Genomic DNA, 19,080 nt, shown 5'->3' on the forward strand with positions numbered 1-19,080 from the left:
TTCATCTTGTGAGCGGGCTCCCCAACCTGGCGGTTGGGGAGCCCGCTTCCATTGCGTCTATGCGACCTTGGGGCTGCGTGCGAAACTGGCAGCATGAAGTCGCGCCTGTATGACTTGGAGTCCAGCTGGACGGTCCCGTTCCCGCGGGAGGATGTTTGGGCCGTGATCGCGGACCCGGACATGAGCTGGCCGTCCTGGTGGCCGCACTGTAGCTTCGCCGGACCGCTGGAGCGCACGGCACCCACTACGGTCAGCCCGGCCGACCTGCTGAAGTCGACCACGGCACATCTGGATTTCCACGCACCGCTTGGCTACACCCTGACCATCAGCGTCCACCCCACCAAGGTGGAGCCACTCCAGCTGATCGAGTTCGACGCCGGCGGCCACCTTGTTGGTACCGGCCGGGTGACACTTTCAGAGGTTGGGTCCGGCCAGACTCGGATGGATATCGAATGGCGGGTGCGGCCCACGCAGGGCTGGATGAATCTCCTCGGCACGGTGGCTTCGCCGATTTTCAAGGCCGCACACGCCCACATGATGCGAAGAGGTGAGGAAGGGCTGAGTCGGACGCTGCGTGGGCAGTAGCCCCTGCACCTGATGTAGTTCCTCGCAATCTGACCCAGAGTTTCCCATGGGGTCTGCCCCGGCTTTTGTTGACTCGGGGTATTGGCCCGATTGTTCTATTGTTTGGTAACGACCAACAAGCCGAGCGCATGGTGCGAATATCAAAACCTCTTGACATGATTTAGAACAAGTAGCTGAACTTCGAAACATCAGAACTGACATGCCCAGTCACAACTTTATTAGCCGTTTTGAGTTCGAAACTGACGCCACCACTAACCGGTGTCGGGTTGCGCATTCGGCAAGCACGATCGCGCTGCCAGGTCAGCCTGCGGCTACCGCCGAGGCTTCGCGAAACCGTTCAACTTCTTCCCGCGTCGCTACTCCCCCGCGCGGGCCCTCAATCGTCACCGCCCTGGAAGCGGCAGCCACAGCAAACGATAATGCGTCCGCCATGCTGGCCATAGACGACAACGCGAACACCAACGCACCGCCGAAGGTGTCGCCGGCGCCCGTCACGTCCATCACGTCCACGCGGTGCCCCGGCACCAAGGTGACCCCCTCGCCGTCGTACAGCTCGGCGCCGGCAGCCGCGAGCGTGCGGATCACCGCCTTCACGCCATATTCAGCCATCCAGGTATTCACAGCGGAAACGTTCGGGGAGCCGAAGGACAGCCCGAAGCCGATTTCGTTCATGACCACCACCTCGGCGCCCTCCAGGTATGCCTCGTCCCCTGGCTCAAAGCCCTCCACGTCCAGGTCGAAAACCGTCCGACGGCCATAACCGCGCAGCTGCGCCAAAACCTCGGCCCCGGCCAGCTCCCCCGCCCGCAGCCGCTTGGCCCGCGACAACGTGGTGTACAGGAAGCCCGGGCTCTGCAGCGCGGCGAGCGCCGGCTCTGCCAGCACCATCGGCATGTCCCCCGTCTCGACGTACAGCACCACGTGCTCGCCGCCCACTAGGAAGATCATGTTCCGCGAATCGGGCACATTGGGGTCGTAGAGCATGTGCGCGGTACCAACGCCATGCTCGCCCAGGTCCTCGCACAGCCGTTGCGACAGCGCCCCGTGGTTGAGCAGGGAGATGAATTCCGTGGCGCCGCCCAGACCCGCGTGCACGGAGGCGGCGTTGGCGATCATGCCGCCCACATAGCTGGTGCTCTCGCTGAACGCGGCCTTGTCCGCCAGCCCCGGCCAGCGGTCCGCCGTGAAGTAGTCGTCCACGGCCACATCGCCGATGAAGAACGCCGTCTCCGGCGCCTGGTTCTCAGTCATTTTCAGTCTCTTCTTCCGGTGCCAGCTCAACCCGGACTGGGCCGCCGTTCACGTCCGTCCAGGTGGAGCCCTCGAGGCCGCACGTGGCCATCCAGTAGTAATGGGTTTCGCGGTCCGCCCCGCGGCAGGCATCGTGCCAGGTGCCCTCGTGCAGGACGACGGCGGTGCCCGGGTTGATCACGAACGCCCGGATGTCCGCGGCGCTGGGTGCGCCGGCGTCGGTAGGGGCGGCCACGGCCAGCACCAGCGGCACATCCGCGGGGAACAACGCCTCCTCCGTCAGCAGGTGGCGTTCCATCTGCCGCGTGCTGAACGGGGCGGCCGGGCCCTGGGTGATCCCCAGGCTGCCGTTGGTGCTGATGAGCGGATTGGCCGTGAAGGCGTCGTTCCAACCGTCGCCCGCGGTCACCACCAGGCTGCCGTCGTCGTCGGCAGGCTTTCCCAGCCCAAAGGCGTGGACCTTCCCGAACGGGGCAAAGCTCTCCGCGGTCACCTCACGGGCCAGGACCTTCACCGGGTTCACTCCCCCAGGGCCGGGCTCAGCACCGGCGCCAACACGCCGTCGCGCACCCGGCGCACTTCACGCATGAGCTTTTCCACGTGCTCGGCCACAATGAGGCCGGTGTCCACGTGGGTGTCCTTGAGGTAGCTGCCCACGATGGCGCCGTCGGCGTCGCGCAGTTGATCGTCCACGTTGGAGGCCGTCAGGCCCGCGCCGATCACCAGCGGGAAGTCGCCGCCCACCACGCTGCGGAACCGCTTGACCTTCTCCACGTCGGTTTCCTGGCCCGTGGCCTCGCCCGTGATGACGAACGCGTCGCAGCGCTCCATGCCCAGGAGCAGGTCCTCGCGCTCGGAACGGCCCGAGTTCACGGGCTGGTACTTGAAGCGGACCCCGCCCAGCAGCACCGAATCCACGCCGGCCCGCAGCCCTGCAAGCTCGGCGGCAAATTCGGCGTCGGCCTCCGGGGCCAGGTGCCCGGCCACGGAATCCATCTGGATGAAGTCCACGCGGAACTGGCGGGCGAGCTCAAACGCCAGGTGGTGGTCGTGGAGCACGTTGACGCCCACCACCAGATCGGCGTGCTTGCCCTCGAGCCATTCGAGCACGTTGCGGACATCGGTCTTGTCGCCAAAGTAGTTCTCCACCACCACGGCGTCCACGCCGCCGTTGCGCAGGATGTCCAGTTCGCGCCTGGCGATCTCGAGCCGTTCGGCAGGGGTGTCACCGGAGAGGTGGAGCATGCCCAAAATGGGTTTGGGGTTGTTGAAGGTGCGGCTGAACCGGCTGTCACCGAGCGTCAAGGGATTTCCAATCTTGGGAAGGGGGTAGCCGGGAATGTGCCGGCTACGAGGGTGTTGAGAGTTTTAGGCGGGGACGGACTCGTTGACGGCGCCGTTCCACGACGTGCCAACATGCATCTCCAGGGACGGCGAATAGATCACCGAGGTGTGCTCAACGAGCTGATCGCTGCTGTCGTAGACCTCGCCGCTGGCGCAGATGAATCCGGGCACGCCGGGCTGTTCGCCGAACACCTGCCGGGTCAACTCCGAAGAGAGCGCCACGGAGAGCTTGAGCTCGTTGCGCACCGGCGCCACCTCATAGTGCTCGCGCAGCACCTGATACAGCGAGTGCCGCTCAAAGTCGAAGCGCTCCAGCCCGGGGAACCGGCTCAGCTCCAGCACGGAGGTGTCCAGGTTCAGGTAGGTGGGGGCGTCGTCGTTGGCGAAGCCGCGGGCCCGGACCAGCAGCAGCTGCGGGCCGCGCGGACCCTCCTCCACGCTTTGCGTAAGGACCTTGGTGACGGGCCGCTGGTGCTGCGCCTTGGAGAAATCCGTGAAGCCGCCAAAGTTCCACACGCTGTGGTTGATGGGCGTGTAGGTGACAAGGGTGCCCTTGCCACGGATCTGGCGCACCAGCCCCTCGGAGACCAGCAGCGACACCGCATGGCGCACGGTGCTGCGGGTGATGCCATGCAAATCGCGCATGGCGGTCTCCGAGGGGATCGCGTCCCCTTCCGGGTAGGTGCCGTCCAGGATTCGCTGGCGCAGGTCTCGGTACAGCTGGGTGTACAGCGGCGTCGAATCCTGCGGATCGAGTGCAAATTCAGTCATGGTGTGAGCCTGTCCCCCTCATTCTCGTGAGGTTTTATTTGCCCTGGTTGACCGTGATGGTCTTCAGGGCAGCTTCCTTGAGACCATACTGGTCCAAAATCTTCGTGTAGGTGCCGTCTGTGACCATGGATTCCATGGTGGCCTTAATGGCGTCCCGCAGTTTGGTGTTGTCCTTGGCCACGGCAATGCCGTAGTTGCCCGGCTCCAACAGGTCACCGAGGGAGTAGAACTTGCCCGGCTGCTGCTTCTGCAGGTCCAGGATTCCTTCGAGCCCGATCAGCGATGCCTGGGCGCGGTCCTGCTGCATCTGCAGGATTTCCTCGGCCTGGGTGGGGATCTGCAGGATCTTGATGGGGTTCGACGCCGGGCACGTCTTGGTGCTCAAATCCTCCACCGAGCCCACCCAGCTGGTGCCGGTGGAGACCGTGACGGTCTTGCCGCACAAGTCCGCGAAGGTCTTGATGTCCTTCTGGTTCGACACCGGCGCGAAGAACTGGTTGCCGGTGCGGAAGTAGTCCACGAAGTCCAGCTGCGGCTGGCGGCTCTTCAGGTCGGAGAACGCCGTCCAGATGATGTCGGCCCGTCCCGTGGTCACGGAGACGATGAGCTGGGAGAAGTCGACGTTCTGGAAGTTCGGCTTCAGGCCCAGGCGTGCGGCCACTTCCTTGGCCAGGCCGATGTCGGCGCCCTTGAGGTCGGTGGAGCCGGCCTCGGAGTATTCCATGGGCGGGTAGGCCAGGCTGATGGCCACGTTGAGCGTGCCGGAATCCTTGACCTTCGCCGGCAGCATGGCCCGCAGAGTCTGGTTGGCCGCCGTCGTCGGGGCCAACTGGGCGGCATCGCTGGAGCCGCCAGCGCCGCCGCAGGCGCTCAGCGCCAGGGTTGCGGCCAGGGCCAGTGCGAGGGGTGCGGTGGTGCGCAGGGAGCGCTTGGTCTTGGCAGAAAACATCGTCATTGTTGAGTCCTTTGTGGTTGGTGGGGAACGGGGATTAGTTGAGGACGCGGGTCAGGAAGCTGCGTACCCGCGGGTCTTGGGGGTTGCTGAGGACCTCATCCGGCGGGCCCATCTCGCGGATGGTGCCGTCCACCATGATGGCCACGCGGTCCGCGACCTCCCGGGCGAACGCGATCTCGTGCGTCACGATCACCATGGTGGTGCCGGCGGCGGCCAGGCCGCGCATGACGTCCAGGACCTCACCTACAAGCTCGGGGTCCAAGGCAGAGGTGGGTTCATCGAAGAGCATGACCTTCGGGTTCATGGCGAGCGCCCGGGCAATGGCCACGCGCTGCTTCTGGCCGCCGGAGAGCTCGGCCGGGTAGGCGCCGCCGCGGTCGCCCAGGCCAACGGAGGCCAGGATCTTCACGGCCCGGGCCGACGCCGAGGCGCGCGACTCCTTGCGGACCGTCACCGGCCCCTCGATCACGTTTTGCAACGCGGTCATGTGCGGGAACAGGTTGAAGTGCTGGAACACCATGCCGATCTCGCGCTGCTGCCTGCGGACCTTGCGCGGGTGAAGTTCGCGCAGGGTGTCGCCGCGGAGCTCGTAGCCGATCACGGAACCATCGATCCAGACCACGCCGTCGTCGAGGGTTTCCAGGTGGTTCAGGCAACGCAGCAGGGTGCTCTTGCCGCCGCCGGAGGGGCCCAGGATGCACAGCACTTCGCCGTCGTTGACGTCCAGGTCCACGCCCTTGAGGACCTGGTTGCCGTTGAACGTCTTGTGGATGTTGATGGCCTTGACAACCGTTGTCATCACTTCTCCTCCACTGCCGCGGCGCGTGCCGTACGTGAGAAACCAAAGTTGAACTTGAATTTTGCCCGGCCGCCGCCGTGGGCCACGCCCCGGCCGTAGTGCCGTTCGATGTAGAACTGGAAGATGTTCAGCACCGTGGTGCCCAGCAGGTACCAGACGGCACAGACCAGCAGCAGTTCAATGACGGCGCCATTGACGAAGTAGACCTGCTGCGCGGCGTTGAGCATTTCCGTGTAGGAGATGGCGGTGGCCAGGGAGGAGAACTTGAGCATGCCGATGGCGGAGTTGCCCATGGGCGGGATGATCAGGCGCATGGTCTGCGGCAGGATGATCCGGCGCAGCGTCTGGAAGCGGGACATGCCGATGGTCTGCGCGGCCTCGGTTTGGCCATGGTCCACGGAGCTGATGCCGCCGCGGACCACCTCGGTCATGTAGGCGCCCTCGTTGATGCCCAGGCCCAGCAGGGCGGCCACGAACGGGGTGACCACGTCCACCGTGCGGGCCTCCCACAGCCCCGGGATGGAAAGCGTGGGGAAGACCAGGGCGATGTTGAACCAGATCAGCAGCTGCAGCAGCACCGGCGTTCCACGGAAGATCCACACGTACAGCCACGCCACGAACCGGGTCACCGGGTTGGTGGACAGGCGCATCACGGCGAACATGGTGCCGAGCCCCACGGCCAGGATCATGGCCAGGAACGAGATGAGCAGGGTGTTGGCAAAGCCGCGCAGGATCACCTCGGCCGTGAGGAACTTGCCCACCACGTCCCAGCGGATCTGGCCGTCGGCAAAGGCCTTGACCAAAAGTGCCAGGAGAACGACGACGACCACTCCGGCCAGCCACTGTCCCGGGTGTTTCAGCCGAACAATCTTGTAGCTTCGCTGCTGCAAAGCCTCCGCTGCGACGCGCGAGACGTCGGGGGCTGCTTGAGAAAGCATTGGCATGGCCCTCATCTTGAAAGTTGTATGGTCAGGTGTACAACTTCAAATTAGAGTGATGCGGGGCACATGTCAAGACGGGTCCACGATTGTTTCTTGAGCTTCTTCTCGAGGGCACGGCCCCGGCACTGGGGCGTCTTAGCGCCGCCGGCGCCCCGCCCACAGCCCGTAGAGCAGCGGAAGCACCGAGCCGATCATCAGCACGTTGCCGAGCACCAGGTCACTCCCCCGGACCACGGCGCCCGCGATGAGCACGGCGCCGAAGATCAGCGCGGCGACCGCTCGCCGGGCCGTGCGGTTCAACCGGGCCAGCTGCCGCTCCAGGCGTGGGTTGGCCACCTGCAGCGAACCCTCATCGATCCGGGTAAGCAGTCCGTCCAGGCGTTTCGGCAGACGCAAGGCAACCGAAGCGACGTCAAGCACTTGAGAGCCCAGATCCTTCACAAGGTTGCCGCGCTCATCGCGCAGCAGCTGCGCCGCGTATGGCTCCACCGAGTCCCACAGGTTAAATTTGGGGTCCAGTGAACTGCACACGCCCGAGGTCAGGGACATGGCGCGGATGATGAGCAGGAAGTTCTCCGGCAGCTGGAACGGCAGCGAGCGGACCACATCGCCGAACTCCAACCCAAAATCGCGGAACTCCCGCGGGTCCACGTCGCGCAGTTCGGCGAAACCCATCCCGCCAAATCGGCCAAAGAGGTGCGTCATGGCCCGCTCCAACGCGGCGGTGTCCGCCGTCGGCACCAGCACGCCAATGTCGCTGATGGCGGCCACCAGGCCCTTGCCGTCACGCGCTGCGGCGGCGATCAGCAGCTTTCGCAGCCCGCTGCGGGTCTTGGGCGGCACCTCGCCCATCATGCCAAAGTCGATGAACGTCAGCTTCCACGGATGCTCCGCCGATGCATCGGAAACAGGGGTGATGAAGATATTGCCCGGATGCGGATCGGCATGAAAAAAACCGTTCGTGAACAACTGGTCGAACATGACCGACGCGAACACCGGAGCCACTTCCGCCGGGTCGATCCCCGCGGCCCGCAGCGCCTGCGCATCCGTGATCTTGATGGCCGTGACATCTTCCAGGGTCAGCACGCGGCGGGTGGTTCGCTCCCAGACGACGACGGGCACGGCCACCCGGCCGTCGTCGTCGAAGTCGGCGGCAAAGCGCTCCGCACTCGCCGCCTCATGCAGGTAGTCGATCTCCTCGAGGCTCGTCGCCGCAAACTCCTTGACCAGGGCGGGCACGTCGGCGCGCGAGGACACAATGCGGATGCGGCTGAGCCAGCCGCCCACCTTGCGCAGCGCGGCCAGGTCGACGTCGACAATTGCGTTGATGCCCGGCCGCTGCACCTTCACCACCACGTTGCTGAGGCCGACGTCGGCGGCATTGCCGGGAAGGAGCTGGGCCCGGTGCGCCTGCCCCAGGGACGCGGCGGCGATCGGGATCTCCTCGACCGAGGCGAACACCGCCTCCAGCGGAGCACCGAACTCCGATTCGGCCAGGGCCCGGATCGCGGGGAACGGCACGGGCGGCACCTCGTCCTGCAGCCCTTCGAGTTCGGCGGTGATTTCCGGCGGGAGCACGTCGAGCCGGGACGACATGAACTGGCCCACCTTGATCATCAGCCCACCCAGTTCCACCGCCAGCACATGGAAGCGCTGCGCGAAGCGGCGCATCCGCTTGGACCGGTTGCGATCGGCAATCCTGCGCAGCCCGAAGCGTGGCAGGGCCAGCTCAAACCACCAGGTCACCGCCAGATGCCACGCGGCAAAGCGCAGGATCCGGCGGTACCGGGCACGGGTGTCCCGCGCCCCGGGCACCGGATCCGCCCGGGCGCCTTGAACCGATGCCACCTAGCTCAGTCCTGGGCGAGGATCGCGTACAGCCGGCGCCGTGCCTCATCGAGCACCGCCACTGCCTCCTCCACCTGCTTCGACGTTCCTGTGCGGCCCACCTGCGCCGCCGCCTGGGCCAGCTCCATCCCGGCCTTGGGCAGGGCGGCGAACCCCTTGCCCGACGTCGGACCGGCCGGGTCCCAGGGCGCGGACGCCTCGGCTGTCGCGGCTTCCTCGCGGCCGGCGTCGGTCAGCGAGTAGATCTTGCGGCCGTTGGATTCCTCGGCCAGGATGAGTCCCTCGTCGGCCAGCAACTGCAGGGTTGGGTAGACGGAGCCGGCGCTGGGTTTCCAGTTGCCGCCGCTGCGCTCCTCGATCTCCCGGATGATCTGGTAGCCGTGCATGGGCTGCTCCGCGAGCAGGGCCAGCACCGCCGTCCGCAGCTCGCCCCGGCCCGCCCGGGTGCCGGAGCGCTTGTCGAACCGGGTCCGGAACTCCTCAACGGCCTGCCAAACGCCGTCCAGGTTGTTGCCCATGAATCCGCCTGCGGGGAATGAATCATGCATTTTGCTCACCTCGGTTGATCGCGAACGATACTAAACGATAGTTAAAGATATACGCCCGTACGGCAGCAAAAACAATGGTTTCGGAGGCAGCGTCCGGGTGCCATTCCAGACACCGGCTGACCAGGCGCGACCGGTGCCGCAACCGTGAAAACGGTGAATCCGTCCAGTTTGCTGCTTCGCGGGGACCCGGACGCCGGCCTTGGGAAGGCTGCGCACCTCCCCGCATTATGCTCGTTTCATGTCTTTTGATGTTGCGCCCACCGCTCCAGCGCGAACCCAGGTGATGCGGTCCTTCGCGGCAGCGTGGAGCCTGCTACGGCGCCGGCTGCTCCTGGTCATCGTGGCCACCGTGGCAACGCAGGGCGTCTATGCCTGGGCGGTGCTGCCGCTGGTCCTGCTGCTTTTCCAGGCCGCGCTCGGGGTGGCCGGCGTCGACGGGCTGAGCCAGGCGAGCCTGCCCGGCCTGCTCGGCAATCCGCTCGCACTGCTGACGCTGATCCTGGCCGTTCTGCTGGCCACGTTTTTCGCGTTGCTGGAAATTTGCGTCTTCACGGTCATTGCCCAACTCTGCTTCCGTGGAGAAGCACCCTCGATGCCGGCCATCCTCCGCGGCTTGGCCGGGATCGGGCGACGCGCCATGAGCTGGCAGATCGTCCTGTTCGCCGGCTATGCACTCCTGGTCATTCCGCTGTCCCACGTGGGCGTCGGATCGGCGCTGACGTCCCATATCGCCATTCCAAAGTTCGTCAGCGGCGAGATCACCAAGACCGTTCCGGGCTCCATCGGCTACGCCGCAATCGTCGTTGTCCTTGTCTATCTGGGCCTGCGGCTGGCAGGGACGCCGGCGGCGCTCAGCGGCGGGCAGGGCACCGTCCTGCGGGCCATGCGGCGGAGCATGGCGTTGACGAAGCGCACGCAGATCTACATTGCCTTGGTGGTCCTCGCGGTGGGCGCGGCCGCCGTCGTGGTGTTCTTTGTTGCCGCACTGCTTGGCACGGTGCCGGTGGCCCTTGCGCCGAACGCCACCACAGGCAGCCACGTCGCGGGGAGCATGCTGGCGGTCCTCACCCTCGTGCAGTTCATCGGCACTGGGATTGCGGCTGCGTTCCTCGCATTCTTCTTTGTGGCCCTGCTGCACGGTGGCCGGGTGTCGCCGTCGTACAGGGTGCCCGTGCGCGACAGGGCTTCACGGGTGGCGGCGGGAGTGGTCCTCACGCTCTTCGTGCTCCTTGCCGCCCCGCCGACCGTCTACGCGACCATGGCCGCGCAACCGTCTGCGGCCCCGCTCGTCATCGCGCACCGCGGCTACACCGCCGGCGGCGTCGAGAACACCATCCAGTCGCTCCGTGCGGCGGCGGCCGCGGGGGCCGACGTCGTCGAGATGGACATCCAGGAGACGGCGGACCAAAAGTTTGTGGTGATCCACGACGTCGGCCTGCAGCGCCTGGCCGGGGATCCGCGCAGCGTGTACCAACTCACCCAGGCCGAGGCGGCGGGCATCGTGGTCAGGCAGGGCGGGTTCAGCGGTCATATCCCCACCCTTGAGGAATATCTGAAGACGGCCGACGAGCTCGGGATCCGCGTATTGGTCGAGGTGAAGCCGCACGGCCACGAGGCTCCGGGCTTCGCGCAGCGTGTTGTTGACGTGATGGACCGCCTGGATCCCCAGCACCGGCACATGATCCAATCGCTGAACACGGGCGTCGTGGATGCGATCGTCAGGGCCGACCCCACCCGCGCCGTCGTCCTCGTGACCGGTTTCCAGATCGGCAATGCGCCGCGGACCACGACGGGCGGCGTCGCCATCGAGGACTGGTCCTACTCCGACGAGATGCTGGTCAGCCTCCACAACCAGGGAAAGAAGCTGTTCGTCTGGACCATCAACGACCCCACCCTCATCAGCGATTACCTGGGCCGGGGCGTGGATGGGATCATCACGGACAGCGTCGCCGAGGCCATCACGACCCGCCATCTCAATGAGACCATCAAGAACTCTGTATCCCGGTACCTCGACAGTGCCATCAGGCAGATCAAACCGCAGTAACGTTTACCGCTTTTGTGCGCGTGTCCGCCCCCGCTTAGCGGGCCACGGCGCGCTTGGCCGCGCTGCGGTGCTCCATCCATTCCACCGTGTGTGCCCAGTGCGGCGCGGTGGGATCGATCTGGTCCATATGGCTCAGGCCGGCCACCATGCGGTAGTCGATGATGTCGTGCGCCGCCACGGCCGCGGCGGCGAAGGCCTCGGAGCGGACCTCGGGGACGCGAGTGTCCACGTCGCCGTGGATGATGAGCAGCGGCTTGTCCAGGGGCAGCTGCCGGATCGGGGACGCCGCGTCATAGGCCTCGGGCATGTCCGCGTAGTGGCCGCCCATGAACCCGAGCGCGGCGTTGTCATCCAATTCCTCGGCGTCGACGCGCCGCACGTCCGTCACCGGGGCCAGGCCGACGACGGCGTCCGCCAGGTCCGCGGTCAGCAGGGCCAGCTGCCCGCCCACCGAGTGGCCAATGTTGACCACGGCGCCGGCGGCGCACCATTGCGGCCGGGCGTCCTTGGCTGCCCTGATGCCGGACCAGACGTCGTCGGGGGTGATTGGCCAGCCGCCACCGTTGCCCACCCGCCGGTACTCGATGTTGGCCACGGCCCAGCCACGGGCCAGCAGATCGGCGGCGAGCGGGTGCATGAGCGTGGCGTCCCACATGGCCCGCCAGTAGCCGCCGTGGATCAGGATCGCGTAGCCGTGCGGGGTTTCGGTCTGCGCGGCCCACAGTTCAACGAATTGCTGGTCCGAATCGCCGTACCGCAGGATCTCCGGTTCTGCCTCCGTGTGGGTTGAATCAGTCATGATCAGTTCGCCTTCCGTCAGCCGTGGCAAGCACGGCGCCGCCAAGCGCATCTTCCCCCGCGGTCGGGCCCGGTGTCCAGAGCTTTGTCGGCAAGTCGGTTAACGCGGAAAGGACCCCGCAGCCGTAGCTGCGGGGTCCTTGTCCCACTGATGCGCGAAGTTACGGGCGCAGCATGATCTTGCCGACGCGGCCTGGGGCGAAGTTCGCCTTGGCCGCAGCGTGCGCGTCCGCAAAGGAATACGTCGCCTCGACGGGCAGTGTCAGGGCTCCGGCCTTGATGTAGCCGAAGAGTTCGCCGAGGAGCGCGCCGCGCTTGTCGGCCGCCATGGAGGTGCTTACCTTGCTCCCCCAGAAACCGCGGACCGTGGCCTGCTTGAAGATGACGTCCCCCGAGCTGATCTCCATGACGGGAGACTGCATGGCGCCGAACACGACAAGGGTGCCGTTCTCGGCCAGCAGCGAGAGGACCTCGCCGCTGGCCTTGCCGCCGACGGAATCAACACCTGCGACGACGGGCGCGCCGCCGGTGAGGGCCCGCACCTGCTCGACCCAGCCGTCGTCGTCGGTCGCCACGATGTTGCCGATGCCCTGTGCGGCCAGTTCTTCGACGCCGGCACTCCGGCGGACAAGCCCGACGACGTTGATCCCGCGGGCGGCGGCGAGCTGCGCCACGAGGCGTCCCACGGTGCCGTTGGCGGCATTCTGGACAATCCAGTCGCCCTGGTTCAGGTCCATGAAGTCCAAGAGCGTGATGGCGCTGAACGGCATCGACACCAGCTGCGCGGCCACCTCGTCCGTGATGGCGTCGTCGACCGGAATCAAAGCCGCAGCCTTGGCGATGAAGTACTCCGCCCAGACCCCGAACGTTCCACCGGTGGCAACGCGCTGCCCCACTTCAAGACCGGTCACGCCTTCGCCGAGCGCGTCAATAACGCCCATGGCTTCGCTGCCCGTGCGGGCCGGCAATTCGGGCTTGAAGCCGTAGGTGCCGCGGATGGTCCACAGATCGTGGTTGTGGATGGTGGCAATGACCAGGCGGACCCTGACTTCGCCGGGACCGGGCTCAGCGGCAGGGATGTTTTCAACGGTCAGGACCTCGGACGGATCGCCGAACGTGTTGTGCATTAGGGCGCGCATGATGCTCTCAATCTTCTTTACTTGGTGGGTGCTTCGGAGAGGTTGGTCGTTACGTTGTGCAGGAATTCGAGCGCGGATTTTGCTTCGGCCGCCGTGAACCGGCTTGCCTCGGCTACGCATCCGGGGATATGTGCCAGTTCCTCCCGCAAGGCGGCGCCGGCGTCGGTCAAGGACACGATTACTGCCCTTTCATCGTCCGCGGAGCGTTCCCGGGTGAGGAAGCCCCGGGCCTCGAGCCTGCGGATCAAGGGTGACGTGGTACCGGAATCCAACTTCAGGTGTTCCGCGACTTCCTTGACGGCCAGGGACCGATGTGTCCACAAAAGAACCAGGACCAAATACTGCGGATAGGTCAGTCCCCACGGCGCCAACAAGGCCACGTACCGGCGGTTTGTTGCCCTGGTGGCGGCGTACAGTGCGAAACAAATCATCTGGTCGAGGGGGTCGGGATCGACCCCCGTGGAATGCTCGCTGTCGTTCATGATTAAAGTCTTGCACACAAGTAACTTGTGCACAATCTATTTGACCGTGGGGATCCTCACTTTGAGTGCACCCCGCCGGCTTTTGGGCATGAAAAAGGCCCTCCGTCCTGACCCGCGGTCAACGCGGAGGGCCATCCATGGCGGAGTTAAGGAGGTTCGAACTCCTTACCTCCTCTTCGAATTGTGGTGTTTTTGACGGTCTTCAATGTTGCCTAGATCCCCTAGAATCCGGGGTGAATCAGGGTTTTCGATGGCTCGCGATGACCGTCGGACAACGACGCATTTTGGACCAAAGCGCCTCGTTTCCGTGTCGATTTTGCAGCCGTTCGAAGCTGGTCCGGGACGGAGCGTCAGGACTGATTATGAGAAACCACCTGCTTTTGCCAAAAAGTGTGCGACACGGTCGGAGCCAGGATTGCCCAGACCACTAGGGTCTGAACCTGTCGGACTTGGTCCTCACCTCCAGGCGTCGGCCGAGGGTAGCCAATCGACGTATTAGGCATGTCCAATAACGTCCCGTATGACGCCCGGTCACCGGTCAGTTCACCGGACACCCTAAACGGGACACCCCAATAGCCGCAATCATAGAACCGCAGGTCAGGAGGTAATCCGTCCGGTGAGGGACCGGCTTACGGGACAGTGACACACGCCTATCCAGAAACACCCTTAGCGGTCATTTTTCGAATTCGACGCAGCCGGGGCTTGCCTCATGTTGTGACCACTCACTGCGACGTGGCGGGAGACCAGTCCGTGAAGTTGTAGAAGGCAATGTGTGGGGATGAGTGTCTTCTGGATGGTGCCTCGTGGTGAGGTTTGCAGTGGGCAGTCCACTATTCCTAAAGAACCTGGATTGTGGTGCGACGGAGCCAGGGGCGAAAGGCCAGCGGCAGCGTTTTCACTGACCTATTGTCCGCCTCATCGACACTGCCACGTCAGACTTGTAGCAACCATTCGTTGACGAGCGCAAACAACGTCAGATTTTATGAAAAACCCTCAATCGGCGTTCCTTGAATGGCCGTGCGAATGCCGATGATTCAATGTGGCACTTAATTCAAATGGTATAAACATAGGGGCATCGAGCGCTGGCGCTCTCGACGGGGCACCCGCCCTCAGCTCAATTTAACGGTTTTTAGGAGGGATCGAGATGCGCGTAGCACCTCGTGTTTGGATCGGATTCGCAATATTCATCGGCTATGTCGTTGTCATTGGCGGTATCCAGAAGTTTAGCGGGGTTCCTTACCCTGAATTCGGGACGTCGGCGGAGAATGTGTTCCGCACCGCAGTCCTGTCGCTCGGTGTCGCAGGGATACTGCTAGCAATCACAACGACACTGCTGGGATGGTGGAAGTCAGCACTGTTTGAGCAGCAGCGCAGTCGGCACAAATGGCCGATCTTCGTGCCTGTAATTATGTTGCTTGCCGCTGTCGTCAACCTGGCCTACACCGACTGGTCCAAGATCGATGCACTTTTCCTTTTCGCGATACTCCTGCTCGGCATCTTCGTAGGTTTTTGCGAGGAAATGGTCACTCGCGGGCTGCTCGTTGTTGCACTGCGGTCAAAACTGTCAGAAGTGTTGGTGTGGCTGATCAGCAGCGCCACTTTTGGTCTGATGCATCTAATAAACGTCTTTCTCGGAGCTGACTTCGGAGGAACGTTCATGCAAGTACTTCTCGCCTTCGGAGGCGGGACGGCCTTCTACATCCTTCGCCGCACAACTGGGTCATTGATCCTGGCGATGCTTCTGCACGCAGTGTGGGACATTTCTGTCTTCACTTCCAGTTTCGCCTCTACCGGAACCTCCCCGGCCTCACTTGCACCGATTCTGATCCTCATTGCTGGAGTGGCTGTGGTCTGGAGCGTTTTCAAGGGTGTCGAGCCCAAGCATGCCACGGAAATCAAGAGAGTCTCGGCCCAGCACTAGCCCGGACCATTCAAAACGGTTGGGTGAACAGACGGGATTGGGAGAAGTTCATGGATGGAATACTTCCAGGCCTCGGGCATGTTCGATGAGTCCGCTACTTCTACCAAAACGCCGGAATCCTCGGGACGAAGTAACCGAGGGAGTGGTTACTTCCCCGTGTCCTGGCCACAGAAACGTGACTCTCCTAGCCTATGGAGCAAGGTACCACCGCTATTTCTCCCCTGGCAGGCAGTACCTTTCACCCCTCAGCTACACCGCCAGAATGACGCCTCCATAGAAATCCAAGAAAAGGCCCGGCCGAGAACATCTCCGCCGGGCCCTTTTCATGGATCCCAGGCATGTTTTGCGACCTGGAACACCGGGTCTATTTCGAGCCCTTGAGCTCCTCAGCTGGCGCTAGCTGGCCACCCCTGCTGCGCCGGCTGCAATGAGCGCGAAAGTGAACGTGCTCCAGTCATTGAGGATGTGAGCGCCCGTGGAGACGAGGATGTTTTTAGTCCTCATGTAGGCGAGGGTCAGGACAAGCCGGGCGGCGCCAATGATCAGGAAGGCCTGTGCAAAGTTCCAACCATAAGTCGGCAAGTGTGCTGCCCCGAACCATGCTGCCGTGATCAACCAGGCCAGAATGACGGAGGTGTTCCTAGAGAGCTTTGCTTTGGTGAAGAGCAGATACATGACAGCCAGGAAGGGCAGGATCGTGAAGATTTCCTCGCCGAAGAGCTGAATGCCCGTTCCGACATAGAAAGAGATTATTTGGATCGGCCCGCCGTCAATAAGACCATTGGTTGCGGGGTTGGCGTTGGCCCCGAAGACGGCCATGACGATCAGGCCGACCACTGAGGAGACGGCAAGGTTCAAAAGCCAGAAGACAACCATGTTCAGGTAGTCCACGCCCGTGAGCTTTTTAAACAGGGACTTCCAATAGCGGCCGGTGAACCCAATGAACACTGCCAGGGGAATGGCCGGAAACAGAATTCGCGGTACGAGTGATTGGAGGTCATTGCTGGCTGGGTAAAAGAGCAACGCTGCGAAGCCGACCGCGCAAGCAAGAATGATTACACCCCACTTCCAGCCCGCCACCTCAACGGGTTCGCCGTCATAGTAGGGGAAGTCGCGACCGTCGGCCCGCTCGATCAGGCGTCCAAATCTCTTCTTGGTCGGCGCAGTTGCTTCAGTTGCCATCAAGGCTCCTTAATAGGGTCTAGGTAGTGCAGCCCGGGCTTGTGCGCTCACAGACTAATTCAAGAAAATACTAGAACCAATTTGAATAATCCATCCAAGAAGTGAATTTGTGGCCAATCACATGCACAAGTATGGATCGGCAGATTCGTGCCCTCATGACCTCTCCCGACGACAAGGATCAAAGTGTGCTTGCGTCCAGTTTGTTCTGATGCCAGCCACCGAACGAGCAACCCTGCGAGCTCGCGTGCCGTAGAGGGTTCGTTTGCGGGCAGCCGGGTGCTTCTTTTTCACTTCCGGGTTCCGAGGTCTAACGTCGCGAAGGTCGACCCGTCATACGGGACGGTTCGGCGGCGCCTATTTGGGGCACCCCTTGCGGGACGAAGGTGAAAGTTTAGGCCGGACTCTGGTTCCTTTATCAGGGTATGAACCGAGTACTACGGTTGATAGTCCTCAAATTCCCAGTAGCCCAATCTACTCAATTGTTCTGCGACCTCGCTCCACGTCGGTCCTTGGCAGGCCTCCACACGGCCGACAATATATGAACGAATGCGTTGCCAATTGAAACCGTCCGCAATGAGATGATGCCGTCCGTTCCAAATACCGTCGCGGGCAACCAGCTCGTTAATCCAGGCCGTGCTGCACACCGTAATATCGAAGGATTCCTCCCCAGGCTCTCCTGCAGGTCCAGCCAAGAGCCTAATGCCCACGGACCAGCTCTCTTCTATGGGCCGCCAAGCGTCCAGGTCATCGATCGAAGTGCTCGACAACGAACGCATTTCAGCTCTCATCAGTCCATCCCCGTAATACCCAAGTGCACATTGCCGCTTGGCCCTGCGCATAGTCTGTCCTTCAACCTAGCTTTCGAAACTAGCCCGGGGTTTACCTAGTTACGGCTTCCAGGGTGGTGCCGTAACTCTACAAGTTCATCGGCGCCCGCAGAGCGTTCCCCCAATTTCCTACGCGGGCCCCCGAAATTGGATGGATTCCAAGCGATCTGCTCGAACGATTGCGTGCGGGTGTATGGCGCCACATCAGTCGTGCTTGACCGCCCTGTCATAGGCCCATGGTTCGCAGTTCGAAACTGTTCGGCACATACGCTGTGCCGGCCGTGGCATTCTTGCAGTCCGGTCCGGAGAGTAAGACGTGTCGACCCCCGTCGGCGAGTATCCAAAGGTTCAAGGCTTGCCCCGCCGAGGGAACGCTTGGCCACGGGCCATGGCCAGGGTAGGCCAATTCGAAGATTTGGGGTGTTCCGCTCAGGTCCGGCGCCTGCAGAGTCAGCTGGGTCGTGCTCTTGACCACGGTTCGCTGGAGAACGCTGGGGGCCAACTGTCGCCACTGTCCTCTGCCGGTCAGGGTTCGGAGATTGCGGTAGCTGGAAACGCTCAACCACAGAAACGCGCCAGCCATACTCAGCCAGAGCGCGTCAGTGAACGCGAAGATATAGGGCAGGTTCCTTTGAAATCTGTCCAGGCCGACAATCAAGACGTGAGAGGAATCGATCGGGTCCACACTGGCGGTGACGGTCGTCGCCGGCGCGGGCATCCCGGCACAGGTGGAAGCCGGATCGAAAGTGGCCGTGTGTTGCTGTCCGTCCAAGGTGAACCGCAGTCCCAGGCCACAGTGATCTCCCCTGGAGTAGTAAGGGTGCTGGCCGGTCACAACCGCTGGGACGCTGATGAACCCGCCCCAATAAGGTCTGGTGATTGAACCGAATTCGAACAACGAGCCCAGCAGCACGACGGCGAATACGGTCACGGCCAGCACGGCACGCCTCTGGAGGCGCCGGCGTAGGCGAGACCCATCCCACACAGGTGCCGATTCCGGGGAGAGGGCGATGGCGGGCAGCTGCAGCCCATCGGGGAGCTGTACGGTTTCCGGTTGCATCATCCCCCACGTCATTGGTGTGGCATCAGTTTAGGCGCAGTCTGAGGCATGAGCCTCGTGACACGGTGTCGTGGGCTGGGAGTAAGACAAGGAGATCAACGCTGACGCTGCCGATGCTTAGGCTTGGCCGTTAGGTTGACGGTACAGATCTGCCCGACACGGTGCCCGCCGACCGTTCCCCTGCGGGCGGAGCGGTCGCCGATGCTTCACGTTTCCAGATGATTCTTCGTCGACCCTTGGGGTGGGCTGCCATTGTAAAATCAAGGATTCATTCCTATGCCCGGCGGTGCCAAGCCGTCTTTGGACGATAGTCGATTGTTTGTCTGGCACCGGGTCCAATAGGTCGGCGGTTTGCGAGACGCTCGTCGAGTTCTGGGCGTGAACTTATATCAACGGCGGGCTTTCGATAAGCGATGCAGGAGTGATGGCCGAATAAAGAGAACACCCAGAGCAAGCCCGACAACCGCCAGAAGTACTCCTAGAACAACGGGCACCGCCAGTCCGGAAGCCATTCCTACTACTCCATCAGCAATCATCACCGCAGCTCCAAAGGCACCCAAGCCTAAGCCGACTATTCGTGAACGA

The 19,080-nt window shown here is 63.2% G+C and carries 18 protein-coding genes; 3 read left to right on the forward strand and 15 right to left on the reverse strand.

Features of this window, described 5'->3' with window-relative positions; genetic code table 11:
- Positions 1-93 precede the first annotated feature (93 nt).
- On the forward strand, positions 94-585 hold the full coding sequence (locus AL755_RS18030) for an SRPBCC family protein (RefSeq protein ID WP_054012181.1): 492 nt from the start codon (positions 94-96) through the stop codon (positions 583-585).
- Positions 586-885: 300 nt separating this feature from the next.
- On the opposite strand, the gene AL755_RS18035 is transcribed toward AL755_RS18030, so the two are convergent.
- The 9 genes from AL755_RS18035 to AL755_RS18075 form a co-directional block, all read right to left on the reverse strand.
- The gene (locus AL755_RS18035) at positions 886-1,836 is read right to left on the reverse strand and encodes a carbohydrate kinase family protein (RefSeq protein ID WP_054012182.1); all 951 of its coding nucleotides are present in this window, start codon (positions 1,834-1,836) and stop codon (positions 886-888) included.
- Positions 1,829-2,359 carry an ureidoglycolate lyase gene (locus AL755_RS18040; RefSeq protein ID WP_054012183.1) on the reverse strand — a complete coding sequence of 177 codons (531 nt, stop codon included), beginning with the start codon at positions 2,357-2,359 and terminating at the stop codon, positions 1,829-1,831. The genes AL755_RS18035 and AL755_RS18040 overlap by 8 nt, the downstream gene beginning before the upstream one ends.
- Entirely contained in the window at positions 2,356-3,141 is a 786-nt protein-coding gene (locus tag AL755_RS18045) for a BtpA/SgcQ family protein (RefSeq protein WP_202813530.1), read from the reverse strand. Before AL755_RS18045 ends, AL755_RS18040 begins: the two co-directional genes overlap by 4 nt.
- Positions 3,142-3,204: 63 nt before the next feature.
- On the reverse strand, positions 3,205-3,951 hold the full coding sequence (locus tag AL755_RS18050; protein WP_054012184.1) for a GntR family transcriptional regulator: 747 nt from the start codon (positions 3,949-3,951) through the stop codon (positions 3,205-3,207).
- Between the two features lie 34 nt (positions 3,952-3,985).
- Complete coding sequence (locus tag AL755_RS18055; RefSeq protein ID WP_054012185.1) at positions 3,986-4,906, reverse strand: ABC transporter substrate-binding protein; 921 nt, start codon at positions 4,904-4,906, stop codon at positions 3,986-3,988.
- Positions 4,907-4,940: 34 nt separating this feature from the next.
- Entirely contained in the window at positions 4,941-5,705 is a 765-nt protein-coding gene (locus AL755_RS18060) for an amino acid ABC transporter ATP-binding protein (protein ID WP_054012186.1), read from the reverse strand.
- Positions 5,705-6,649: an amino acid ABC transporter permease gene (locus tag AL755_RS18065; protein WP_202813531.1), complete on the reverse strand. Its 945-nt coding sequence runs from the start codon at positions 6,647-6,649 to the stop codon at positions 5,705-5,707. The genes AL755_RS18060 and AL755_RS18065 overlap by 1 nt, the downstream gene beginning before the upstream one ends.
- Before the next feature lie 132 nt (positions 6,650-6,781).
- The gene (locus AL755_RS18070; RefSeq protein ID WP_054012188.1) at positions 6,782-8,494 is read right to left on the reverse strand and encodes an ABC1 kinase family protein; all 1,713 of its coding nucleotides are present in this window, start codon (positions 8,492-8,494) and stop codon (positions 6,782-6,784) included.
- Between the two features lie 5 nt (positions 8,495-8,499).
- Positions 8,500-9,042, reverse strand: coding sequence for a PadR family transcriptional regulator (locus AL755_RS18075; RefSeq protein ID WP_054012189.1), 543 nt, complete (start codon positions 9,040-9,042; stop codon positions 8,500-8,502).
- A 238-nt stretch (positions 9,043-9,280) separates the two neighbouring features.
- Here AL755_RS18075 and AL755_RS18080 point away from each other — a divergent pair, with 238 nt between their 5' ends.
- Entirely contained in the window at positions 9,281-11,086 is a 1,806-nt protein-coding gene (locus AL755_RS18080; RefSeq protein ID WP_082369400.1) for a glycerophosphoryl diester phosphodiesterase membrane domain-containing protein, read from the forward strand.
- 34 nt (positions 11,087-11,120) lie between these two features.
- On the opposite strand, the gene AL755_RS18085 is transcribed toward AL755_RS18080, so the two are convergent.
- From AL755_RS18085 to AL755_RS18095, 3 genes are all read right to left on the reverse strand, one after another.
- Positions 11,121-11,885 carry an alpha/beta hydrolase family protein gene (locus tag AL755_RS18085; RefSeq protein ID WP_082369619.1) on the reverse strand — a complete coding sequence of 255 codons (765 nt, stop codon included), beginning with the start codon at positions 11,883-11,885 and terminating at the stop codon, positions 11,121-11,123.
- A 160-nt stretch (positions 11,886-12,045) separates the two neighbouring features.
- Positions 12,046-13,023 (reverse strand): zinc-binding dehydrogenase, encoded by a 978-nt coding sequence (locus AL755_RS18090; protein WP_054012191.1) that lies wholly within the window; start codon positions 13,021-13,023, stop codon positions 12,046-12,048.
- A gap of 17 nt (positions 13,024-13,040) precedes the next feature.
- The gene (locus AL755_RS18095; protein ID WP_054012192.1) at positions 13,041-13,505 is read right to left on the reverse strand and encodes a MarR family winged helix-turn-helix transcriptional regulator; all 465 of its coding nucleotides are present in this window, start codon (positions 13,503-13,505) and stop codon (positions 13,041-13,043) included.
- A 1,144-nt stretch (positions 13,506-14,649) separates the two neighbouring features.
- Between AL755_RS18095 and AL755_RS18100 the strand changes: the two genes are divergently transcribed.
- Entirely contained in the window at positions 14,650-15,426 is a 777-nt protein-coding gene (locus tag AL755_RS18100) for a CPBP family intramembrane glutamic endopeptidase (RefSeq protein WP_054012193.1), read from the forward strand.
- 396 nt (positions 15,427-15,822) lie between these two features.
- Here AL755_RS18100 and AL755_RS18105 read toward each other — a convergent pair whose 3' ends face one another.
- From AL755_RS18105 to AL755_RS18115, 3 genes are all read right to left on the reverse strand, one after another.
- The gene (locus tag AL755_RS18105) at positions 15,823-16,608 is read right to left on the reverse strand and encodes a CPBP family intramembrane glutamic endopeptidase (RefSeq protein WP_054012194.1); all 786 of its coding nucleotides are present in this window, start codon (positions 16,606-16,608) and stop codon (positions 15,823-15,825) included.
- Positions 16,609-17,042: 434 nt separating this feature from the next.
- Complete coding sequence (locus tag AL755_RS24680) at positions 17,043-17,447, reverse strand: immunity 8 family protein (RefSeq protein ID WP_054012195.1); 405 nt, start codon at positions 17,445-17,447, stop codon at positions 17,043-17,045.
- A 214-nt stretch (positions 17,448-17,661) separates the two neighbouring features.
- Positions 17,662-18,375 (reverse strand): hypothetical protein, encoded by a 714-nt coding sequence (locus tag AL755_RS18115; protein WP_150117159.1) that lies wholly within the window; start codon positions 18,373-18,375, stop codon positions 17,662-17,664.
- Positions 18,376-19,080 lie beyond the last annotated feature (705 nt).

The organism is Arthrobacter sp. ERGS1:01 (genome assembly GCF_001281315.1).
Lineage (GTDB): Bacteria > Actinomycetota > Actinomycetes > Actinomycetales > Micrococcaceae > Specibacter.